The 20753-nt window shown below is 52.7% G+C and carries 21 protein-coding genes and 1 pseudogene; 11 read left to right on the plus strand and 11 right to left on the minus strand.

Going from position 1 to position 20753, the window contains the following annotated elements; genetic code table 11:
- The first annotated feature begins 55 nt into the window (after positions 1-55).
- The gene (gene helD / locus FHS18_RS07655; protein WP_183598594.1) at positions 56-2413 is read left to right on the plus strand and encodes an RNA polymerase recycling motor HelD; all 2358 of its coding nucleotides are present in this window, start codon (positions 56-58) and stop codon (positions 2411-2413) included.
- Positions 2414-2458: 45 nt separating this feature from the next.
- On the plus strand, positions 2459-2923 hold the full coding sequence (locus FHS18_RS07660) for a GNAT family N-acetyltransferase (protein ID WP_343060443.1): 465 nt from the start codon (positions 2459-2461) through the stop codon (positions 2921-2923).
- A gap of 123 nt (positions 2924-3046) precedes the next feature.
- Here FHS18_RS07660 and catR read toward each other — a convergent pair whose 3' ends face one another.
- Positions 3047-3379, minus strand: a complete 333-nt coding sequence (gene catR / locus FHS18_RS07665) for a catDE operon transcriptional regulator CatR (RefSeq protein WP_183598598.1) — start codon at positions 3377-3379, stop codon at positions 3047-3049.
- A 232-nt stretch (positions 3380-3611) separates the two neighbouring features.
- Here catR and FHS18_RS07670 point away from each other — a divergent pair, with 232 nt between their 5' ends.
- Complete coding sequence (locus FHS18_RS07670; RefSeq protein ID WP_183598600.1) at positions 3612-4349, plus strand: GTP cyclohydrolase II; 738 nt, start codon at positions 3612-3614, stop codon at positions 4347-4349.
- 185 nt (positions 4350-4534) lie between these two features.
- Here the strand turns inward: FHS18_RS07670 and FHS18_RS07675 are convergent, their stop codons facing one another.
- Entirely contained in the window at positions 4535-5233 is a 699-nt protein-coding gene (locus FHS18_RS07675; RefSeq protein ID WP_183598602.1) for a class I SAM-dependent methyltransferase, read from the minus strand.
- Positions 5234-5380: 147 nt separating this feature from the next.
- Positions 5381-6415, minus strand: coding sequence for a MerR family transcriptional regulator (locus tag FHS18_RS07680; protein WP_183598604.1), 1035 nt, complete (start codon positions 6413-6415; stop codon positions 5381-5383).
- Positions 6416-6607: 192 nt separating this feature from the next.
- On the opposite strand from FHS18_RS07680, the gene FHS18_RS07685 reads away from it, so the two are divergent.
- A complete protein-coding gene (locus FHS18_RS07685) occupies positions 6608-7606 on the plus strand; it encodes a phosphotransferase enzyme family protein (RefSeq protein WP_183598606.1) in 999 nt (332 codons plus the stop codon).
- Positions 7607-7820: 214 nt separating this feature from the next.
- Positions 7821-8174, plus strand: a complete 354-nt coding sequence (locus FHS18_RS07690) for a hypothetical protein (protein WP_183598608.1) — start codon at positions 7821-7823, stop codon at positions 8172-8174.
- Positions 8175-8409: 235 nt separating this feature from the next.
- On the opposite strand, the gene FHS18_RS07695 is transcribed toward FHS18_RS07690, so the two are convergent.
- The 3 genes from FHS18_RS07695 to hxlA all read right to left on the minus strand — a co-directional run bounded on the left by FHS18_RS07695 (position 8410) and on the right by hxlA (position 10091).
- Positions 8410-8823, minus strand: a complete 414-nt coding sequence (locus FHS18_RS07695) for a winged helix-turn-helix transcriptional regulator (protein WP_183598610.1) — start codon at positions 8821-8823, stop codon at positions 8410-8412.
- A 79-nt stretch (positions 8824-8902) separates the two neighbouring features.
- A complete protein-coding gene (gene hxlB, locus FHS18_RS07700) occupies positions 8903-9454 on the minus strand; it encodes a 6-phospho-3-hexuloisomerase (RefSeq protein WP_183598612.1) in 552 nt (183 codons plus the stop codon).
- Between the two features lie 4 nt (positions 9455-9458).
- A complete protein-coding gene (hxlA, locus tag FHS18_RS07705; protein ID WP_183598614.1) occupies positions 9459-10091 on the minus strand; it encodes a 3-hexulose-6-phosphate synthase in 633 nt (210 codons plus the stop codon).
- 861 nt (positions 10092-10952) lie between these two features.
- Between hxlA and ltrA the strand changes: the two genes are divergently transcribed.
- On the plus strand, positions 10953-12353 hold the full coding sequence (ltrA, locus tag FHS18_RS07710; RefSeq protein WP_183598617.1) for a group II intron reverse transcriptase/maturase: 1401 nt from the start codon (positions 10953-10955) through the stop codon (positions 12351-12353).
- 90 nt (positions 12354-12443) lie between these two features.
- Here ltrA and FHS18_RS07715 read toward each other — a convergent pair whose 3' ends face one another.
- The 4 genes from FHS18_RS07715 to FHS18_RS07730 all read right to left on the minus strand — a co-directional run bounded on the left by FHS18_RS07715 (position 12444) and on the right by FHS18_RS07730 (position 16244).
- Positions 12444-14108, minus strand: a complete 1665-nt coding sequence (locus FHS18_RS07715; protein ID WP_246427489.1) for a sensor domain-containing diguanylate cyclase — start codon at positions 14106-14108, stop codon at positions 12444-12446.
- Between the two features lie 110 nt (positions 14109-14218).
- Positions 14219-14551: a YolD-like family protein gene (locus FHS18_RS07720; RefSeq protein ID WP_183598619.1), complete on the minus strand. Its 333-nt coding sequence runs from the start codon at positions 14549-14551 to the stop codon at positions 14219-14221.
- Positions 14548-15837, minus strand: coding sequence for a DNA polymerase IV (locus tag FHS18_RS07725; RefSeq protein WP_183598621.1), 1290 nt, complete (start codon positions 15835-15837; stop codon positions 14548-14550). The genes FHS18_RS07720 and FHS18_RS07725 overlap by 4 nt, the downstream gene beginning before the upstream one ends.
- Positions 15834-16244 (minus strand): YhjD family protein, encoded by a 411-nt coding sequence (locus FHS18_RS07730; protein ID WP_484549397.1) that lies wholly within the window; start codon positions 16242-16244, stop codon positions 15834-15836. Before FHS18_RS07730 ends, FHS18_RS07725 begins: the two co-directional genes overlap by 4 nt.
- Before the next feature lie 380 nt (positions 16245-16624).
- On the opposite strand from FHS18_RS07730, the gene FHS18_RS07735 reads away from it, so the two are divergent.
- From FHS18_RS07735 to FHS18_RS07745, 3 genes are read left to right on the plus strand one after another with little or no spacing between them, the layout of a single operon-like run.
- A complete protein-coding gene (locus FHS18_RS07735) occupies positions 16625-17335 on the plus strand; it encodes a cytochrome c biogenesis CcdA family protein (RefSeq protein WP_343060444.1) in 711 nt (236 codons plus the stop codon).
- Positions 17336-17354: 19 nt separating this feature from the next.
- The gene (locus FHS18_RS07740) at positions 17355-17522 is read left to right on the plus strand and encodes a hypothetical protein (RefSeq protein ID WP_183598626.1); all 168 of its coding nucleotides are present in this window, start codon (positions 17355-17357) and stop codon (positions 17520-17522) included.
- Positions 17509-17904, plus strand: coding sequence for a peroxiredoxin family protein (locus tag FHS18_RS07745; protein ID WP_183598627.1), 396 nt, complete (start codon positions 17509-17511; stop codon positions 17902-17904). The genes FHS18_RS07740 and FHS18_RS07745 overlap by 14 nt, the downstream gene beginning before the upstream one ends.
- Positions 17905-18365: 461 nt before the next feature.
- Here FHS18_RS07745 and FHS18_RS07750 read toward each other — a convergent pair whose 3' ends face one another.
- Positions 18366-19253, minus strand: a complete 888-nt coding sequence (locus FHS18_RS07750; protein ID WP_183598630.1) for an NAD(P)H-binding protein — start codon at positions 19251-19253, stop codon at positions 18366-18368.
- Between the two features lie 228 nt (positions 19254-19481).
- Between FHS18_RS07750 and FHS18_RS07755 the strand changes: the two genes are divergently transcribed.
- Both FHS18_RS07755 and FHS18_RS07760 read left to right on the plus strand, forming a co-directional pair.
- The gene (locus FHS18_RS07755; RefSeq protein ID WP_183598632.1) at positions 19482-20123 is read left to right on the plus strand and encodes a TetR family transcriptional regulator; all 642 of its coding nucleotides are present in this window, start codon (positions 19482-19484) and stop codon (positions 20121-20123) included.
- Positions 20124-20571: 448 nt separating this feature from the next.
- Positions 20572-20753: pseudogene (locus FHS18_RS07760) on the plus strand (SDR family oxidoreductase); the annotation flags it as partial.

Genomic DNA, 20753 nt, shown 5'->3' on the forward strand with positions numbered 1-20753 from the left:
AGTCAATATGGAATTATAAGGGGTTATGGGGACATAAAGAAGGGATGATGAGAGTATGGCGAATCCGGATCAGACATGGTCGGAGGAACAGCAGCGGGTGACCGGCATTGTGCAGGAGATCGACCGGCGCATCGCTAAGCTGGAGGAGCAGACCTTGGATGTCAAAGGCGAGATGGTCGACATCCGCAAGAACTTCTGGGATGACGTGACGGTCAACTTCGAGGATGCGGCCGAAGCGGCGGAAACGTACGCCAGCATGAAGCAGCAGGCAGAGCTTCTCTCCGAGCGGGAGCGCACGCATGCCGTCGGCGATAAGCAGTTGAAGACGCTGCGGAAGCTGAAGTCTTCTCCTTTTTTTGGCCGGATTGATTTTTCCGAGAACGGCGAACCCGGGTTGGACCGGATTTATCTCGGCATTGCCTCCATGCGCGATAAGAAGGACGAGGATTATTTGATCTACGATTGGCGGGCGCCGGTGTCGAGCCTGTACTATGATTATCCGCCTGGACCTGCCGAATACGAGACGCCGATGGGGCAGATCGAAGGGGAACTGAAGCTTAAGCGCCAGTTCGTGATTCGCGAGGGCGAGATCATCAGCCTCTTCGATACGGGCGTGACGATCGGCGACGAGCTGCTGCAGGAGGTGCTCGGCAAACAGTCCGATGCGCAGATGAAAAGCATCGTCGCGACGATCCAGCGGGAGCAGAACCGGATCATCCGCAACGAGCGCAGCCGGCTGCTTGTCGTTCAAGGGGCGGCGGGCAGCGGCAAAACATCGGCGGCGCTCCAACGCGTCGCCTATCTGCTCTATCGTTACCGCGGCGTGCTGCGGGCCGATCAGATCGTGCTGTTCTCGCCGAACCCGATGTTCAACAGCTATGTCGCTACCGTCCTGCCGGAGCTGGGCGAAGAGAACATGCAGCAGACGACGTTCCAGAATTATATCGCTTACCGGCTGCGCAAATCGTTCCAGGTCGAAGGGCCTTACGAGCAGCTTGAATATTCGCTGGCTTCCGCCGATGAGCCGGGCTACGGCGTTCGGATGGAGGGGATTCGGTACAAAGCATCGGCGGCCTTCGTCCGTCTGATGGATGCGTATCTGGAATCGCTGCGTACGGACGGCATGCTGTTCCGCAATCTCTCCATGCAGGGCGAGCAGCTGCTGAGCGGGTCCGCGATCCGCGAGGCGTTCTATTCGCTGGACAGCGCCATCGCGACTCCGAACCGGCTGAAGTTGGTGGCGGAGTGGCTGCTCGGCAAGTTGAAGGAACGGGAGACGGCCGCGCTCGAAGAGGAATGGGTCGAGCAGGCGATCGAGCTGCTGGATAAAGAGACGTATCTGAAGGCGTATCGGACGCTCCGGAAGAAGAAACGATTCTCCGATAGCTCCTTCGACGACTTCGATATGGAGAAGTCGGTGCTTGCCGAGTATGTCGTGCGCGAGCGATTCAAGCCGCTCCGGGCACGGATCAAGAAGCTGGGCTTCGTCGATCTGCGGGGGATTTTCCGCCAGTTGCTCGCCGATCCGGAGACCGCGAAGCTATATGCGGCTAGTGGGGATGCCTTGCCTTCGTGCTGGGGCGAGATCGCGCACGCTACCGTCGCCAGGCTGGACGAAGGCTTCGTGGCTTATGAGGACGCGACGCCATTCCTCTACTTGGTCGAGCGGATTCGCGGTTTCCAGACGAATACGACGGTCCGCCATATCCTCATGGATGAAGCGCAGGATTATACCGCCTTCCAGTTCGCTTTCATGAAAAGATTGTTCCCTCGGGCGAAGGTGACGGCCCTTGGCGATCTGAATCAATCGATCCATGCCCATTCATCGGACGGAAGCGGCGGCTTCAGCGCGCTGGCCGCCTTGTACGACCCGGAGGAGACCGAGCGGATCGTGCTGACGCGCAGTTACCGTTCGACGCGTCCGATCGTGCAATTCACGAGCAAGCTGGTGGAGGACGGCGATCAGATCGAGCCTTTCAACCGCGACGGCAAGCTGCCGGTGCTCCACAAGTCCACCGATGAAGCTGCCATGAGGCAGGCAATCGTCTCGCGCATTGCCGCGCTGCAGGCGGACGGTTATCATTCCATTGCGGTCATATGCAAGACGGCGGGAGAAAGCGCGGCCGTATTCGAGCAGCTCGCCGCACAGGTGGCCGATCTTGCGCTCCTGGAGAAGGATTCGAGCGAATTCGAGCGCGGCGTGGTGGTCATTCCGTCGTATCTGGCCAAAGGCGTCGAGTTCGATGCGGTGCTCGTCTATGACGCATCTAACGCTTACGGCCGGGAGAGCGAGCGGCGTTTGTTCTACACGGTATGTACGCGCGCGATGCACGAGCTGTATTTGTACACGGCGTCGGGTTGGAGTCCGTTCATTACCGATGAAGCAAAGGCATTGAGCGTTACGGAATCGTAGGTTTACTACGCAGTCTCGGTTCCTGTAGAGAGGGAGAGGAAGTTGGTGGACCGGATTCGATTGCTTCACGCCGGGGAACAGCCGCCTTATGAGCTGCTGCTGCTCGCCGATCCGTCGAAGACGCTCGTGGATGCGTACCTGAGCAGCGGAACCGTCCTTGTGGCCGAGCTCGGAGCGGAGGTTGTCGGCGTCGTCGTACTCCAGCCATCGCATGAGGGCATGATGGAGATTATGAACATTGCGGTCGCGGAATCGGAGCAGGGCAAGGGGGTTGGCAAAGCGCTGCTCGCGGCGGCTATCCGAACGGCGCGGGAGCAAGGTGCGAAGGCGCTCGAGATCGGGACAGGGAATTCGAGCATCGGACAGCTGTATTTGTATCAAAAAAGCGGGTTCCGCATTGTCGGCATCGATCTCGATTTCTTCACGCGGAACTACGAGGAGCCGATCGTCGAGAATGGCATTGCGTGCCGCGATATGCTGCGTCTGCGCATGGAGCTGACGAATGTATGAAGGAAATAATTGACATTCTATGGTAGCCTCAGGCTCGAATTTGGTGCATAATGGAGAAGAAGCGCTCAGGCGGTTGACGCCTGGCGCTTCTTTTGCCGATAATGGGGCTTGCCTATTCCACGGTTACGATTGCTGCGCTTCCGGGACAGGCAGCCATTCGGAGGACCATTTGCCGATCTCCTGAAGGATTGGCGTCAGGGCACGTCCCTTGTCCGTCAGCGAATACTCGATTCGAACCGGCGTCTCCGGATAGACATTGCGGCTGACGATCCCTTCGGCTTCCAGTTCCTTCAGACGGTCGGACAGTACCTTGCCGCTTAAGTTCGGCAGCGATTGCTCGATCTGCACGAACCGCATCGGACCATTAAGCAGCTGGAATACGATGAACGAGGTCCAGCGTTTGCTTAACATCTCCACAGCCCGTTCGAAACGGGGACACATTGGGTTGGAATCCATTCTTATCACCTCGAGGTCTTGCTATCATTATACTGTACGATTACATTTAGATACAATATAACAAAATTAGGTTCAATTACTTGACCTCCCCTCATTAAAAATGTTAACTTAGTTACATTAAGTAACTGAAATAATATTGAATGTGCTATGCCATTCCGCCAACTGTGCCTAAGCATCACCCACATGCGGCAGGTATGGCCTAATGACAGCATCAAGAAGGAGTTGTTGACGCATGATCGCAGAACGTGCCGCTTCTATCGTCGCGGATAAAATAAAACTTGTGAAAAGCGAAGGGAAATCCTTGTATTTGGTCGGTCCGATCCGGCTGCCGGTGAACCTGGACGGGGAGACGATCGAGTTCCAATGGTATAGCTGGCTGAAGGCCGACGAGGTAACTAGCGATCCGGCCCGTATTATCGAGATGCTGTCGTCGAGCCGCCTTGCGGAGCAGCAACAATCGAGCGTACTGGTGTACGGCGATTTCGCCGAGGCGCCAGAGGCGTACATCCGGATGCACAGCATATGCCACACGGGCGATATCTTCGGCAGCAAACGGTGCGATTGCGGCTTCCAGCTGCGCCAATCGATGCGGATGATCGTGGACAAAGGCGCTGGCGCGCTGTTCTATCTGGCCGACCATGAAGGGCGGGGCATCGGCTTGTTCAGCAAGGCGCTCGCGTATTTGCTGCAGGAAGAAGGCTTCGATACGGTCGAGGCGAACTTGGCGCTCGGATTCGGGGATGACGAGCGCAGCTATGTGGATGCGATCCAGGTGCTTGGCGCGCTTCGTGCGAAGCCGGTGTCGCTCATTACGAACAATCCGAAGAAGCTGGACGCGCTGCATAAGGCGGGGCTAACGGTGGAGGGCAGGGTACCGCTGTGGGGCGACGTATCGAGCTACAATGAGCGCTATCTTCGGACGAAGGTGGACCGTTCGGGGCATTTGGACGAAACACATGTTTTGCAATAATCTTACTATTTATTTATGAGAAGAAGGCCGATGATACGCACTGGGATGCGCATCATCGGCCTTTTGTTCAAGGACAAGCATACTGGGAAGAGAGCTCCGCGAAATGGCAGCGATAGGCCTTCCCAGCTTTATCGACGTCAGTGCAAGATGCTAGTTGAATACGGTCATATGGCAGGCAGCCATTGTCAAAAATGCTTCCACCATACGCCAGTACATTCCGGGACGATGGTTCGCGGTTCCTGCTTCAGCGGATCGGCGAGCCAATCGCCGAAGAAGAAGCGGCACAGCGTTTCGGCTTCCTCCGGACTTGCAAACCGATAATCGGTGCGGATCCACTTGTGATGAAAACCGTAGTCGTTCTCAAGCTTTGCATAGTAGGCCGTCAGAAAATCCGGCGGATTCGGCTGCTCCGATCCCGTTCCGAAATTCTCGAACAGGATGGCAGTTCCGCCTGGACGGATGATCCGCTCCAGCTCTTTCATGACGTCCGCCAGGTTCTGCTCCCAACCCGGCAGATTGGAGCTTGCGACATAACAGATCGTCCAGCCGGCTGTCAGCAGGTCGACCGATTGATCGGGGAGCGACAGTTTTCGGTGGTCGGATACGGAGGTCCGCCAGTTCGTGACGCCGAGGTCAGCCAGCTGCTTCTTCGTTTCCTCCAGCATAGCTGCTGATGCATCCATGGCGGTGATGGACCGCACGAGCGGCGCTAATAGCCGTGTCAGCCTCCCAGTTCCGGCTCCGATATCGGCTGCTTCCAGCAGCGCCAGATGGGGCGCCAACTCCCTGATCGTCCGTTCAATCTGATGCTCATAATCCTCGCGCGCAATCAGGCGTTCATATTGCTCCGCTTCATTCCGATAAATCTGCTCATGGTCAGGCATTCCCATTTCCTCCTCGTTCTAGCTTTAGTTCGTCTAATGAAACAGGCCACGCCCGGATGGATGGCGTATGTTGTTTCACCTCGCTCCCAAAGGCTATAGCTTTCCCTTAGGTGAAGGTCAAGGGGGGACTAAGGAATGATGCCAGGCCTAATGCTTGCGAACGGCATAGACGACGTGAATCCATTCGTTCAACTGCTGCTGGACGGTAATGTAGCCGTTTGCGCGAAACCAGTCGAGCAGTCTTTGGCGATTGGCGGGAAATTTGCGCGGCGCGTCTAGCGGCTGGTTTCCTGCTTGCTTGTATTCGGGCTTATCGCCGCTCGTCATTGGTCCGGCGAGGCAGATACGCCCTCCTTGCTTCAATACCCGATCCATCTCCTCCAAAGCTAACGTCTGCTGCTGCTCGTCTAGATGATGAAAGGCAAAGGCGCTCGCGACAAAATCAAACTGCGCGTTAAAGAACGGCAGCGACAGCGCATTGCCCAGCTTCGTCAGCACCTCCGGATGCTTGGCGCGGCAGCGGGCGAGCATCTGGGCAGACTGGTCGATCGCATGGATCCTGGCGCCGCGCGCAAGGAGCTGCGCAGCCAGATTACCTGTGCCTGTGCCGATATCGAGTCCGGTCTCTCCTGGATGAGGATCGATCCATTGGGCAATAAAATCGAGCGCCAACTCATATTCTGGCGCGGAGATTTGCGGGCCGGCGGCATAGCGGGCGGCATCGGCATCGTAATCCCCGGCAATCCGGTCGAAGCCCCAGGCATCCGTCCACGAGGTTCGGCTGGCCTGGTTGCGCCGCAGCCGTTCCGACAGTTGGAATAGATCGTCCAGCTGTAATTCCTGTTTTTGCTCCAGCCGGTGGATAAGCTCGTCGACCGCGGCGATATTGGCTTTGGCAGCGACCCACTGGGAGGCCAGCGCCATCCGCTGCAGCTCGAGCTCATGGTGAATTTTCGCGGCATCCCCTTGCTCGTAGTTGGTAAGAAGCGACTTGATATCCGGAATGCTAATACCCATCTCCCGCAAGGAAGAGATCGTCTGCAGCCGCCAGGCATCGCTCTCCGTGTAGCTGCGGTAGCCGTTATCCGTATTGCGGGATGGGCTCAGCAGGCCCTTGGCCTCATATAGGCGTATCGCGCGGGGCGTCAACCGCAGCCGCTGCGCAAGTTCGTTTATTTTCATCGTGAACACCTCTCTATCCACTATAAACGATGACGTTGGGTGAAGGTATAGCAGCCGGGATGTAGTTAGAAATGGGGACGAAATTAAAGGTTTGCTTAAAGAAAGTCGTATTCGCTTGCTTTATGCGAACTAATGTTCTATTGTGAAGAAAATAAGTCCTATTCGGATAATAAGAATCGGGCAGGGATCAGCATGAATCTACTAATTGTCGAACAGTTGTGGGGAGTATCACAGCCTTACAACGCTATCGTGCTTCCTGCTGAGGGCGGCCGCCAGATGTATCGGATCAATTGCCGCAACGATTCGTATACGCTGCGCTTCTATGCGAACGATCAACAATTGAAGCGAGTGCGCTGCGAGCATCGGATGTTGAGAAGCTTGGCCGATTCGCCGCTCTCGATCGCAGTCCCACGACCTGTGGAGTCTGTATCTGGCGAATCCATCATCTGGATCGCCGAACATCGGCGATATGCCGTACTTATGAAGCGGCCTCCGGGCGTCCAACCTTGTCTGAACGATACGGCTGCGCAATACCAGTCTGGCCGTGGCTTGGCGGAGCTGAATCTGTTGCTTGCCGCGCTGCGGTTGTCGATCTCCGGGGAGCGGAATCCAGGGTTCTATGAGCTTGGCCGGTTTTATCCTGGAGTGACGGATGTTCAATCCTTTTCCTACGGACTTCCTATACGCAGACAACAGCAGGAGCGGGTTGTTGCCTTACTTGCCGAAGCCATGGAGCGGATCGCTTCCCGCAGCTACCGTGATCTGCCTAGACAGTGGATTCATGGGGGCTGCACGAACGGCAGTCTGCTAATTGGCACAGCAGGCCGGATAACTGGGCTCATGAATTTCGAATATTGCTGTTATGATGTCCGCGGAATGGATCTGGCGATTGCGCTTGGCGGCGGATCTCCTGCACGCTGGGAGCAAGGTGACGGATGGGGCGGTATTGAGGCATTCGCTGGCGGGTATCTTGATCTGCTGGCGCTGGAAGCCGAGGAAGTGAAGCAGCTGCCGTTCCTCATTCGGCTGCATCGATTGGCGATGCTGATCGACGGCTATGGGCGATACGTAGAAGGTCTGTATAGCCAGGCTTCGGTACGACGCCTCGTCGATCAGACATTGGCGGCAGATGGATGGCTGCGGGCACATGGCGATGAGCTTATCCGGCGGCTGCTTGCGATGATGGATTAGCTGCATCCGGTATAACCGCTTTGCTGTACGAGTTCGCACAGTGTGCCGGAGACGTGTAGGATGATGACATTACTGGCGGAGGGGACGGACAGGGGCGTGTCTATTCGGTTTGTCCACGCATGATTGGGGTGTGCCTCCATATAATGGTTAGGAATGAAAGGCATCCTACAGCACGTCTGAATGGATGGACGGCCGTTAGTAAGGAGTGAGCGTCATGCTGGAGAAGCTTCGCGGCAACCAAGAGACAAGGTACTCGGCCCTTTCCTTTGTGTCGCTTCTGTCCGTGCTGCTGCTTCATATTATCCACTGGGTATCGGCGCCGCTCTTGATGGGGGCGGCGGCAAGCATGCAGATGAGCCACCATGAGATGGGTGGCAGCGGCGGCATTATTATGGGGCTGCTCATGCTGATTTTGTTTATCATTAATCTCGTCAGCATGTATTTCGCCTTTCGTCAGCTATCGATTGCCTGGCGGAAGCACCGGCAGGGCGAGCACCATTCATATTGGTGCAGCTGCATCTCGCTCGTCGTTCTCGGAATGGGCTTATACACGATGGTGACGCTGTAAGTAGTGGCGTGAGTAGAGTGGCGGATGATGTGCTGCGCGGATTCCTGCGTGGTTGGACGGAGGTGTGTATTCGGCACTGTCCTGAATTCACGGATGGAGAGTTGTCGTACCGTCGCTTCTTTCCGCAGCTGGATACGCGAATAAGGCAGGTGCCTCTCTGGCCCTGCCTGTTGCCGTGTCGATTAATGGGGTAGTTGTTTCATAGGAGGCAGGAGCGCGGTGCACACGCTTCTGTTCAAGCCGATTCCGAATCGTCCTCATCGGTCACGTTATCAGCCGGTTGGTTCTCGCCAGGGACTTTGCCCAACACTTGCTCGCCATAATTTTTGCCCCAGTCGTACATCATGCGCAGAATAGGCGTCAAGCTCTGTCCGTATTCGGTCAGTTTATATTCGACCTTCGGCGGCACGACTGGATAGACGGTGCGTTCCACCAGTTGATCCTCCTCCAACTCCCGGAGCTGGTTGGTTAGAATCTTCTGGGTAATATGCGGAATCAGCTTCTTCAGTTCACTGAACCGCTGCGTGCCTTCGATGCCGAGATGCCATAGAATAATGAGCTTCCATTTGCCCCCGATCAGCGCTAGGGTCAGTTCTTTCTCGCAGTTAATCTGTTCGATCTCAATACGGGAACGAATGTCTTTGGCCAAGCTGGTTCACCTCCTTAAGCCTTGCTCCAACATGAATGGGACGCTTACTTATAGAAAGTAAGTGTCCCATTAGAATACACTATTCCAAGTTGGCATGTCTACCGTACATCTCATCGGCGGTAAGGCTGTTCCGGTCCATGAGCTGTAGGATAATCGCATCCAGCATGAGGAGCAGCGCTTGTTCGAACAGGGAGCCCATCGGTTGAATGGAAGCGGTATTGCTGTCTTTGGCCTGTGCCGGGATAGCTACGACGCAGCTTGCCATTTGGCCGATCGCCGATTGGCGGTCAATCGTAATGGCAGCAATGGAGGCGCCTAAGCTTTGTGCTTTGGCCGCCATGGCTACGAGACTCTTCGTCTGGCCGGAGCCGGAGCCCACGATCAGCAGATCGCCTGACGCAAGGCCCGGCGTTACGCTCTCGCCGACGACGAATACGCGCAGCCCCATATGCATCAGCCGCATCGCGAATGCCCTCATCATGAGTCCGGTGCGTCCGGCGCCGCAGACGAAGATGGTCTGGGCGGCCGCGATTTCCGCTGCTAATGCTTCCATTTCCTCCGCGTTCACGGCACGAAGGGTATGCGTCAGCTCGGCTAGAATGTCAGTTGTGGTAACTGCGGTTTCTGGCATGTTATTAGCCCTGCTTGATGAGCTGCTGCATTTGGGCAGCGACGTTTTGCTTGTCCTCTTGGCTCGTGATACCGCCGCCGACGATTACAAGGTCCGGCTGCGCCTGGATGACTTCCGGCAGCGTTGCGAGCTTAATGCCGCCGGCGATTGCGGTTTTGGCATTTTTCACGACGCGCTTGATCGTCTTCAGATCGTCGAAAGAGTTGATGCCCGCCGCTTGATGATCGTAGCCGGAATGCACGCAGATGTAGTCGGCGCCGAGTACGTCGATCTCTTGGGCGCGTGCCGCGATGTCTTTCACGTTAATCATGTCTACCATGATTTGTTTGCCTTGCTTGCGTGCTTCTTCGACTGCGCCTTTGATCGTGGAATCGTCGGATACGCCTAGTACGGTGATGATATCCGCGCCAGCTTCCGAAGCTTTCATTACTTCATAGCCGCCTGCGTCCATGATTTTGAGGTCGGCGAGTACTTGAAGGGAAGGGAATGCATCCTTGATTTCTTTTACAGCGCGAAGTCCTTCGTTAATGACGACCGGCGTACCGATCTCGACAATATCAATGTAATCGGCAACTTCTTTAACGACGTTCTTTGCTTCAGGGATATCGACCAGGTCGAGGGCTAATTGTAGTTTCATTGTAATGTGCTCCTTTATCGTAACGTTATTGTTCATAACCTTGTGTTCTGTACCTAGATTGTTGCAAAAATCTATGCGCTGTAGCTTTGTCATCTGTGCACCGGTGATAATCGGCTCGAGCCCGATGAGGTAATTGTAGGCGGTTCGGTCGAATTGCGGAAGTACGCACTTTCAAGTAAGCCAGTTACTTGCAGGATACTGTGGAGGGTGAAAGGGGAGGAGGCGGCTCGAACGCGATCCAGTGAGCAGGCCTTTGTGTCTAGGGAGGATAAAACTGATCAAGACGCGCTCTGCCGCGAAATCCGCTCTGTCGGTTGGCGTACGACCCAAAGGGGATACAAGCGGTGCCAGCTGCTACGCGCCTGATCGCATTGCGCTTGGAACGCGTAGGTAATAGAAGAAGCTTTGGCCGCAGCGGCCAAAGCTTCTTCATGTAGTGCGCCCGGCATGGGCGATAACTAGGCGGTGAAAGTCCGCTACAGGCTTGGCAGTAGGAACTGTTAGCTGAAGGCAAGGGTGTCCGCCGCGAGGCGGAATCTGAAGGAAGCCGGAGGCAAACCCTCGGTCTGACGAACAGAAATCACATATAAGGCATGATGGGACGGACAAGCTTGCTACACAAAGCAAAGTCCAATACTGCCCGAATCCTATCATGTAGATGTGGCAGATAGATGAGGGGAAAGTTATCGCTCTTACCGGGGAGATCTCACAGACGTGGAGTAGGGAAAAAAATCCGAAAAGACGGAGTAAAGCTAGCTGTGAGAAGTCAGCAGACGCCATAGTACGCGAACCGCAACGCGGGTAGCGGAAGGGCTGAACAATCGTAAGTCTGGAGTACACACAGGAAGGAGAACCGGTGCGTTGAAAGCAGAATACCGAAAGGGCTGCCCTCAAAGGGATAGTGTGGAACACGAAGAGTATGCGGGAGCGCGGAGTGCCGGAGCTCGGGAAAGTGGAGAAAGAGACGGTGCACACGACCTGCTTGAAAAGATACTTAACAGGGACAACCTAAACAGAGCCTACAAGCGGGTCAAAAGCAACAACGGTGCGCCGGGAATCGACGGAATGACCGTCGAGGCGGCACTACCGTGGCTGCGGGAAAACAGAGACGAACTTTTGCAACGTATTCGGGAAGGCACATACAAACCAAGCCCGGTGCGGCGTAAGGAGATTCCCAAACCGGATGGAAGCGGAGTGAGAAAGCTCGGCATTCCGACGGTTGTAGATCGTGTCATCCAACAAGCGATCACCCAGCAACTGCAATCGCTGTTCGAGCCGCTCTTCTCAGACGGAAGCTATGGCTACCGCCCGAAACGGAGCGCGCAACAAGCGATTCGGAAAGTGAAAGATTATGCAGAACAGGGATACCACCACGCGGTAGAAATCGACCTCTCGAAATATTTCGATACGCTGAACCACGAACTGTTAATGAACCTTCTCCGCAAGCGAATCCAAGACAAGCGTGTCTCCGACTTAATTAAGAAATATCTGAAAAGCGGAGTCATGGAAAACGGAGTAAGAAGAGAGACAGAGGAAGGTTCCCCACAAGGAGGACCGCTATCGCCGCTATTGGCAAACATCTATCTGAACGAATTCGACCAGGAGATGGAAAGCCGAGGCGTGATCGTCATCCGCTATGCAGATGACATCGTGGTACTGGCGAAAAGCAAGCGGGCAGCAACAAGGCTTCTAGAATCTTGCCGGAAGTACCTCGAGGACAAGCTGAGACTCCAGCTAAACACGCGGAAAAGCAAGGTTGTTAGTGTGTTCGCAAGGAAGCATTTCAAATTCCTTGGCTTCGCGCTCGGTAAGAACGGAAACGGTGTATACATTCGCACCCATCCGCAATCTCTCACCAAAGCAAAGAAGAAACTGAAAGAGCTGACGAGCCGAAGCAGAGGCAAGAACGCCAGGCAAGTGATGGAGGAAGTAAAGGTCTACATTCGTGGCTGGATCGGCTATTTCTACGTAGCTGACATGAAGCGAATTCTGCAAGACTGGAACGAATGGCTTCGAAGGCGTCTGCGCATGTACATTTGGAAGCAATGGAAGAAGCCGCGAACAAAGGTGCAAAACCTGCGGAAGTTGGGGGTCCCGGATCGGCAAGCGTACCAATGGGGGAATACAAGGCTGGGCTACTGGCGTATTGCCGGAAGCGCAGTGCTGAATCGCTCTGTAACAAACGAAAAGCTCACACAGGCAGGGTATTATGACTTCCCGGTCCGATACGAGCATCTTCGGAAACTGCACTTAAACGGTTGAACCGCCGTATACCGAACGGTACGTACGGTGGTGTGAGAGGTCGGCTACTCAACTAATGGGTAGCCTCCTACTCGATCGATCGTTATGCGGTTAACCAACGCTGTGATTCGTGTGTGTGCTTCCTGCGAAGGTGATGCGGTTCTTGCCGCTCCGTTTGGAGGCATAGAGCGCTTCATCGGCCAGACGCATGACATCGATCGGATCGGCGCTGTGTGCCGGCCAGACAGCGCCGCCCACGCTGCAGCCAATTTTGACGATCCTGCCTTCCACGACGAACGCTTGATTTAACGTCTGGATGATCCGTTCGGCGGCGATTGATCCTTCTGCGATCGCTCGCTCAGGCGTCGTCGTCTTCAAGATAGCCAGGAATTCATCGCCTCCCAGCCTTGCTGCGATCTCATTGCTGCGCATGCACGATTGCAGCCTAGCGGCCACATTCTGCAGGAGCGCATCGCCGACCAAGTGGCCTAAGGTATCATTGATGCCTTTGAAGCCGTCCAGATCCAGATACAGGAAGGTGAGGGTATGGCCTTCTTTCGAAGCCCACTCCTTTGACTCCTCAATGTAAGAATCGAGCGCAATCCGATTGGGCAGGCCCGTCAGTTTATCATGATGCGCCAAGTTCTCCATCCGGTCGAGTGCGCGTTCGGTACGGGTCAAATCGTTGACCAGACTGATGAGGGAGGTCGACAGCATCTCGATATCGCGTATGCCTCGATGATGCGGAATTTGCACATCTTCTCCCTTGCGCAGACGTTCGGCCGCGACGGCGATACGCTTGAGCGGTTTGGATACGAAACCGGCCGCATACCAGCCGAGGATTGCGAAGACAATCGCCGACCCCACACCTAGAAGGATAAACTGGTTCCGCAAGGTATGTACGGAAGCGAAGGCGATTTCGACCGGCTCGCGGACGAGAACCGTCCATCCAAGACCCGGGTATTTCAAGTATCCATCCCCGTAAGCGTAGCCGGTCAAGTACTGCTTGCCGTCGGGCCATGTTTCGGTGCTCCAGCCATTCTCATTGTGCTGCGCCTTGTCGATGCTGGCGAGTTCGAGCTTCGAGCCGACCAACGGATCAGGGCCGAGCAGAACCGTATTATCCTGCTTGCTTACGATGAAGATCTCATAGCTGTTCGCGCGATCTTTAAGCGGTTGCAGAATGGTGTCTTCTACCTCGTGTGACCATTCCCAACTGAGGTGAGCGGCGAGCACGCCGACTACTTCACCCTGCGTATTGTGGACAGGTCTGCTAATATCAACGAATTGCAGCGGCTCGCCTGACGGATTCGGCGGTAACAGCTTGGCGAGCAGTACGGCCTCATGCACGTCGCCAATAAAAGTACCCTTGATGCCATTCTGGAACACCGGCCGCTGGGCGATGTTCTGCCCGGTTAGAATGCCGTTGGTCGAAGCGACCACATTCCCTTGGGCGTCCATATAACCGACCCAGGTGAAGGAAGGGATACTCGTCTGGAGCTGATCGAGCAGCTTGCGAATAGCCGCCGGCTGATCGGGCCGCTGCAGCGCATCGAGCGTGCTGAGTACGTCGACTTCCCCGGCCCTTGACCACATGTAGTGATCCAGCTTGTCAGCGAGCTGGTAGGAGGTGTTGGATAGAGAGTCCCCGATCTCCTCTTGAATGTTCAGACTCGTTTGCTTCGACATGGTCATGCTAAGAAGTGCGGAGAGTAGAATGATGAGGACCGCGGATATAATGGCGAAGCCTGTTCGCAGGTGAAGTGAAAAGGACAAGCAATCTCCCCCAAAATCGGATAAATAGCGCAAATAGTCGAATTGTGTCGAATATGAATGTGTCCCTATTATAGCGCAGAGGTTCCAAACTTGGGTAGAAGTTTATCCAATTATTCCTCCATATCGATAATGTTCTCCAGCCTGACCCAATGTTCGTCGTTCAGGCGAATTCGGCGTCCGGCGGCATCGTAACGCGTAATGATGCCCTCGATGATGCGATTGTCCGGATAATCTGCAACCGTCAGCCGAATAGGTGAGCCGTGGGAGAGTGCGGCCCCTAGACGCGCCGCGATCTCTTCGCGGTGCTGCTCGTCAAGCCCACGACGCGAGGTGTAGCTAGCCGGGTGAGGCTGCTGTTGCCGTGCGATCAAGGCGTCTCGATGCTCGAAGAGCATCATGCGCGACGATTCGAATAATCCGTTGCCCTGCAGTTTTTTGCTCATTTGAGATGACCTCCGATTTTTCTGGCAATGTTGGTTAATTGGGCGGAGCGGGAGGCGGAGGAGCCGAAGAAAACGGCCGTTGGCCCGTAGGCGTCCCGAATGCCGTCCATCGTCTGCTCCAGCACGAGATGGCGGTGCCGATCATCGAAGAGCGTCAATTGCACGGCTTCATCGGAGATCAGGCTGCCCAACTGCACCCATACTTTGCGGACAGGAAGGCCGTTCCAATGCTTCTCGAATACCTGCTTCGCGGCGGCGTACACTTCGCGGGTCAGATTCGTCGGCACATCCAGCTTCATCTGCCGGCTGAACCCGGTCGGCTTGTCGAAATCCGCGCCCTGCACGCCGACGCTCACGACTGCGCCCTGGTAATGCTTCTTGCGGCTTCGCTCACAGATCAACGCGGACAACTCGAGCAGTACGACGTGAATGTCTTCGGCCGTGTGGTAATCGACCGGGAGCGTCGTCTGCCGGCCGATGCCCTTTTGCGTATCGAACGCATCGGGATTAACCGGCGAATCATCGATCCCGTTGGCCGTGCGCCACAGCACCTCGCTCCAGATGTCCGCATTGCGGCCAAGCAGAACGCGCATCTTGCGCTTCAGCGTCTCAAGCGGCGTTGCCGCCAGATCGCCGATATTGCGGATGCCGATCTTGTGCAGATGCATCATCGTGCGGGTGCCGATGCCGAACATTTTGTTCAGCTCGTGGCTCCATAGATCGGAGATGTTGTCCCGGGTAATTTCATGAAGTCCGCCTTCCGGGTCTTTCTTGGCGAAGATATCGCAGGCGATCTTGGCGAGAATCTTGTTTTCGGCTATCCCGATGCGCGTGTAAATTCCTGTCTCTTGCAGTATCCGCATCTGAATGTGAGTAGCCAGTTCAATCGGATTGCAGCCGAAGCGGGCAAGGCTGTTCGTCACGTCGGCGAATTGTTCGTCGATCGAGAATGGCTCGACTAGTTCCGTGTACGATTCGAGGATTCGCGTAATATGGATCGACATGTCGATATAGTGGCGCATGCGGGGGAGGGCCACGACGAGCTCGGGACATTTCTTCACGGCGTCACGCAAACTCTCGGCTGTTGTCACCCCATAGGCTTTGGCTGTCGGGCAGGCCGCGAGAATAATCCCGCTTCGTCTCTTCGGATCGCCAGCCACCACGACTGGCTTATTCCGGATGCTCGGATTGGCGGCTTTCTCCACCGAGGCGTAGAAGCTTTGGCAATCCGCTAGCAGAACTGTGCGTTTGTCGCGCCGGACGAATGGACGCAAGATAGCGCTCATGTCTTATCGCTCCGATCCCGATCCTCTTCTGTAAGATCGACGCTAAAGTGAAAAGCCAGCTTGACTTCAATTTCGGCCTTGATCGTATCGCCCTGCAGGAGCATCTCGTATTCATAGCCGCGGCATAGGTAATGGGCCTTCACTTGCCCCTTTGCACGGTGCGTCTCGATGATCCGCACGCCCCGCGCCTTGAGCTCCCGCTGCATGCGATGCAGCTCGCGCGGCAGTTGGTCCTGAATCCCTCGCAGCTTACGGGTATAGATGTGAAGCATCTTCAGGCCTAACTGCGGCGTCTTCAGCTTGCGTACCTCCAATTCGAGCAGATCCATCATGACCGTCAGGATCAGAATTTCTTTCACCATGACAATTTCCTCTTCCGCCGGAAGCAGGGGTGATTTGGATACCATCCGTTTCAAAACTCCAACCCCTTTGGAAAAACAGAACATTTGTTCGTTAAAACCTTCGTTCTTATTATACTACAAACATATGTTCGATATGCAATACATGTGCGTGTGGGATTTTTATACAGTGTGGGGGGGGGGGGGGCTGAGTGGGTGGTGTGTGTGCGTGCGCGTGTGGGATTTTTATGCAGTGCTTGTGTGACAGACACCACCACCAAGTGTGTGTGGGGGGGATGATGATAGATGGGGTATGGGGGGAGGGAGAGAGAGGGCACAATTAGCTCAACAGTTCCGCTCTATTAATTAGATGTGAAAAAGCCGAGCTTGTTCGGCTCGACTTACGGTTAGTCCTCTAATGTTTGATCAAGGTAAAGGCGCATTTGTGGTTGCTTATTGCCGTCACGGCGGGAGCACTTTCATTTCTCTCGCCATGTGTCTTCCCGCTTGTCCCCGCATACGTATCTCATCTCACGGGTGCTTCAATTATGAACGGCAAGATTGAAGTTGATCGTAAGCTGCTTGTGATGCGGTCGATAAGCTTTATAGTCGGCTTCAGCCTTGTCTTTATCGCAATGGGGGCTTCCGCTACAATGGTCGGTAGTATGCTTGCAGAGTACCGGGATTTGGTACAAATGGTGAGTGGATTTCTTATCATCGTATTTGGAATGCAGATGATGGGGTGGTTAAATCTCCGGTGGTTAATGTCGAATAAAACCTGGGATGCAGCTAACTTGTCCACTAACAGCGGTATGACAAAGTCTTTCTTGACTGGTTTAGCTTTCGGTTCGGGCTGGACACCGTGTGTTGGATTAGCGCTGTCTTCGATCTTGCTGATGGCCAGCGCTGTTGAAACCATGTGGAGCGGCATCTTATTATTGACTCTCTATTCGTTAGGGTTGGGTCTACCGTTCTTGTTGATCGCGGTTTTATTAACGGTTTCTACCGGCATTATCGGTAAAATGAATCGCTATGTTCCAGTATTGTCAATGATTAACGGCCTGATCTTTATTACCATGGGTCTGCTTCTCTTTACTGGCCATATGCAAAAAATCGGTGCATGGCTCGCTAGATTCGCACTTTTCGATATTTCGCTTTAAGCACAGGGGGGAAGAGGACTTGAAGAAAAGTTTAATTGGAATTATTTCCCTACTCTTGCTCGCAGGATATGGGGTCTATGATTATACAAAACCAAACGATACATTAGAAACTGATAACAGTGTCAAAGGTCAAGTTTCTGTAGGAATCGATCAAGACGAAGTTGCGCCAAACTTTGAACTTTGTTGACACGCATGGTGAGCCGGTATACCTTTCGGACTTTCGCGGAAAGAAAGTATTTCTTAATTTCTGGGCAACCTGGTGTCCGCCATGCAGAGCAGAAATGCCGCATATGCAGAACATCTATGAGGATTACAAAGACGAGGTAGTCATTCTCGGGGTCAACCTCACGACAACCGAAGCGAGTATGGAAGACGTTGGACCCTTTATCGAGAAATATGGATTAACCTTTCCGATTGTTCTCGACGAACAAGAGGAAATCATGCAAGCCTACCGAGTTGTTGCATATCCGACGACATATGCCATCGATCGTAATGGAGTTATTCGAGAAATATTCCGTGGTGCAATTGATTATGGAATCATGGAGCAAACGATGAAACGAATGGATTAGCGAGAAGAAATTAAAACACCAAGATTTACATGCTATTTGCCTGTTGTTGAAGGAAAAACAGGCTACATGTACCAAGTAATTGGGAAAGAATAAAGTACATGAAGCGTTGAACTATCGGGAAACTTTAGTTTAATGATCCAGGAGCAGTTTGACCGCTGCGGCAGCTGCTCCCCTTGCCGTTGAACGATCGGGCAGATTAGTTTAAAGTCCACGGATATGAACCTTATCACAGGTATGGTTATTTTTTTGTGCTCATTCATCATTAAAGAACAAAGCTCGCTGTCACTTCAGCGAGCTTTGTTCTTTATATGTCAAAACCAAGTCATAGTAAACCCTATTCGATGTCTGAGATTAGAGCCGGATTACAGGCTGCCATCTCAAGATTCTCCGGGTCAAGTTATCGAAAGAAATAGCTCACTTAGACGCCTTCTCATCCGCAGGTTAAACAGTATTCTCGCTGTTTAAACAAATTTAAAATACACATCTGCAAAAACTTTCGCAAAGTCTCCGACCTTGACTTTACCGAGGTGGTAGTCGGTGGCACGGAGACTGGCGTAGAACTCGTCGGCGTTCTCGCAGGCGAGGTTCATTTGGGCAAAGGCGTTGGCAGTGTTTTCGTGGAAGCCGATTTTTTTCATATTCTCAGCGAGAGCTTCAATAGGGATTTGTTGGTATTCGGCCTCGATACCATTCTCAGCAAGGGCATTGAGCCAGTCGTTACCAGTGGCCCAGTCACTAACTATGAACTTCGCACTTTTACCCGATGGGGTTTGAGAAATCAGGGCGTAAGCGACGTCCGCGATATCAACGGGGCTGACCCAGCCTTGTGGGATGTCAACTGAAATTGGGCTGAATATGGTCTGCTGGGTTTTTAGGCTTTGCATGTCGGCAAAAAGATTGCTGTAAAAGCCAACAGGGCGGATGTGGACAACGTTCACATCTTCAAGCGAGTTTAGCGCTTCTTCTGCAAAATGATAGCTGTAGAGAATGCCTGCGTTTGGGTTGTCGGCGCCGACTGAGCTGAGGTTGACGACGTTTTTTACGCCTGATTTTAGCACTGCGGCCTTATAATTTTCAGAAAGAACTTTGGCGCTCTGCCACATGTCAGTGCCAGAGGCATAATCGATACCTGAAATCATGAGGTAGACGACGTCGCTACCTGCAAAAGCCTGCGCGAGGAATTCGACGTCGAGGTTTGAACCGACCGATGGTTTGGCACCAAGCGCTTTGATGTCGGCGATACGATCTTTGGAGCTTGTGATGACGGTAACATCGTGGCCGTCTGCGATTAGGGATGGGAGGTAGTTGCGGTTAATATTGCCGAGTGAGCCGAGAACTGTGATTTTCATTGTGTAATCTCCTTTTTAATGTGATTTCGAGAAATGGATATCGCTTAATGAGACCGTTATCCCTTCCTTGATTGGATATTCATTACAAGAGAGATTATATATTGAAAAATAAACTAAGTAAACTAAATAAATTAAAATAGTTAATTTAATAATATTTTTAAGTATTGTTTATTGATGCCTCTATTTTGATATAATATGATTTGACGAGCGGTAGAGGAGGCTTCAAACGTGAGAAAACCCATGAGCGCAGATCAATATCTTAATAAAATCAAACCTGTAATTAGAAGAACCAGATTCAGCCAACTGAAAATTGACGATATCGCAAAACATATGGATATTAGTAAAGTGACGCTTTACAAGCATTTTTCATCCAAAGATGAAATCATCGAACAGGTTGTAGAGTATGGAATTCAATACTTGCAGCAGGCTGACACCGTTGTATATGATGATTCCTTTTCATATATTGATCGATTTCAAAAAACGTTTCTGGAATCGTTAATAGGTGTTATTTATTTATCCGATTTGTTCCTACAAGACCTCAAGGATTTTTATCCACGTCTTTTTGAAAATATTTCCGTTGCTCAACAAAATAGAATTAAAAATTTACAATCTTTTTTTCAATCTGGTGTGGATAAGAAGATTTTTAACAGAATGCACGTTGCACTGTCCTTAGTTCAAGACGATGCTACGCTTCGGCGCATTATGGAACCGACCTTTAGTATTCAATGGTATGATCTAACCTTGAAACAAGCCGTTATGGAATTTTATAAGATGAAACAGTATCAAGTGATTAGTCCTGAGTATCTGGATACTGTTGACGATTCCGTTATCGAAGAAGAAATCATTCGTATTTTACAAACCATTTCGTGAACGCGTTCGTTTCTCCCGACTTGCTCTTATTGATGCTGTCGTCTGTTATCTGGGTAATCGTTGTAAATTTTGTAGCTTATAACGCTAAGAAGGGCATTCTTGTAGATTACCATTAAACTTGCAGGTTAGGGACAGCGCGATGAATCGTATCACAGCAAGTCATTATGCCTAACGAGGAACATTAGTTCAGTGCCATACAGGAGCAGTTTGCCGCCACGGCAGCTGCTCCTTTTGGCGTTCAACTATCGGGCAGTTTAGCTTCAATGATCTTCTCGAAGACCAGCTCATAAACTTGGGGGAATATCTTGTTTATATATCAGTATTTTCCTATAATTAGGTAAAGTTAGATGTGTTAGGCTAAAGGGGAGTCGAAATACATATGCGGAAGTAGCTAGGTTTACTTGTTCATACTAGTGTAATAATTCATCCATGACTTCGGGAGGAAAAGATGTCATCCTTGAAAAATAGAATTGCTATTGTAACGGGTGTAAGCAGAGAAATGGGAATTGGAACGGCTATTTGTCGTGAGCTTGCAAATCTTGGAGCAGATATCTTTTTTACTCATTGGAGTCCTTTTGATGCATTAGAGGGGAATGGACTTGACCAGGGTTGGCCTGAAAAATTGCGTCT

This window comes from Paenibacillus phyllosphaerae, assembly GCF_014192105.1.
GTDB lineage: Bacteria > Bacillota > Bacilli > Paenibacillales > Paenibacillaceae > Paenibacillus_Z > Paenibacillus_Z phyllosphaerae.

Coding starts and splice junctions, on each gene's coding strand:
- FHS18_RS07685 (WP_183598606.1), top strand. CDS start 6,608: ATGAATCTACTAATTGTCGAACAGTTGTGGGGAGTATCACAGCCTTAC.
- helD (WP_183598594.1), top strand. CDS start 56: ATGGCGAATCCGGATCAGACATGGTCGGAGGAACAGCAGCGGGTGACC.
- catR (WP_183598598.1), bottom strand. CDS start 3,379: ATGGATTCCAACCCAATGTGTCCCCGTTTCGAACGGGCTGTGGAGATG.
- hxlA (WP_183598614.1), bottom strand. CDS start 10,091: ATGAAACTACAATTAGCCCTCGACCTGGTCGATATCCCTGAAGCAAAG.
- FHS18_RS07750 (WP_183598630.1), bottom strand. CDS start 19,253: ATGAAAATCACAGTTCTCGGCTCACTCGGCAATATTAACCGCAACTAC.
- FHS18_RS07725 (WP_183598621.1), bottom strand. CDS start 15,837: ATGAGCGCTATCTTGCGTCCATTCGTCCGGCGCGACAAACGCACAGTT.
- FHS18_RS07675 (WP_183598602.1), bottom strand. CDS start 5,233: ATGCCTGACCATGAGCAGATTTATCGGAATGAAGCGGAGCAATATGAA.
- FHS18_RS07680 (WP_183598604.1), bottom strand. CDS start 6,415: ATGAAAATAAACGAACTTGCGCAGCGGCTGCGGTTGACGCCCCGCGCG.
- FHS18_RS07690 (WP_183598608.1), top strand. CDS start 7,821: ATGCTGGAGAAGCTTCGCGGCAACCAAGAGACAAGGTACTCGGCCCTT.
- FHS18_RS07730 (WP_484549397.1), bottom strand. CDS start 16,244: ATGGTATCCAAATCACCCCTGCTTCCGGCGGAAGAGGAAATTGTCATG.
- FHS18_RS07670 (WP_183598600.1), top strand. CDS start 3,612: ATGATCGCAGAACGTGCCGCTTCTATCGTCGCGGATAAAATAAAACTT.
- hxlB (WP_183598612.1), bottom strand. CDS start 9,454: ATGCCAGAAACCGCAGTTACCACAACTGACATTCTAGCCGAGCTGACG.
- FHS18_RS07720 (WP_183598619.1), bottom strand. CDS start 14,551: ATGAGCAAAAAACTGCAGGGCAACGGATTATTCGAATCGTCGCGCATG.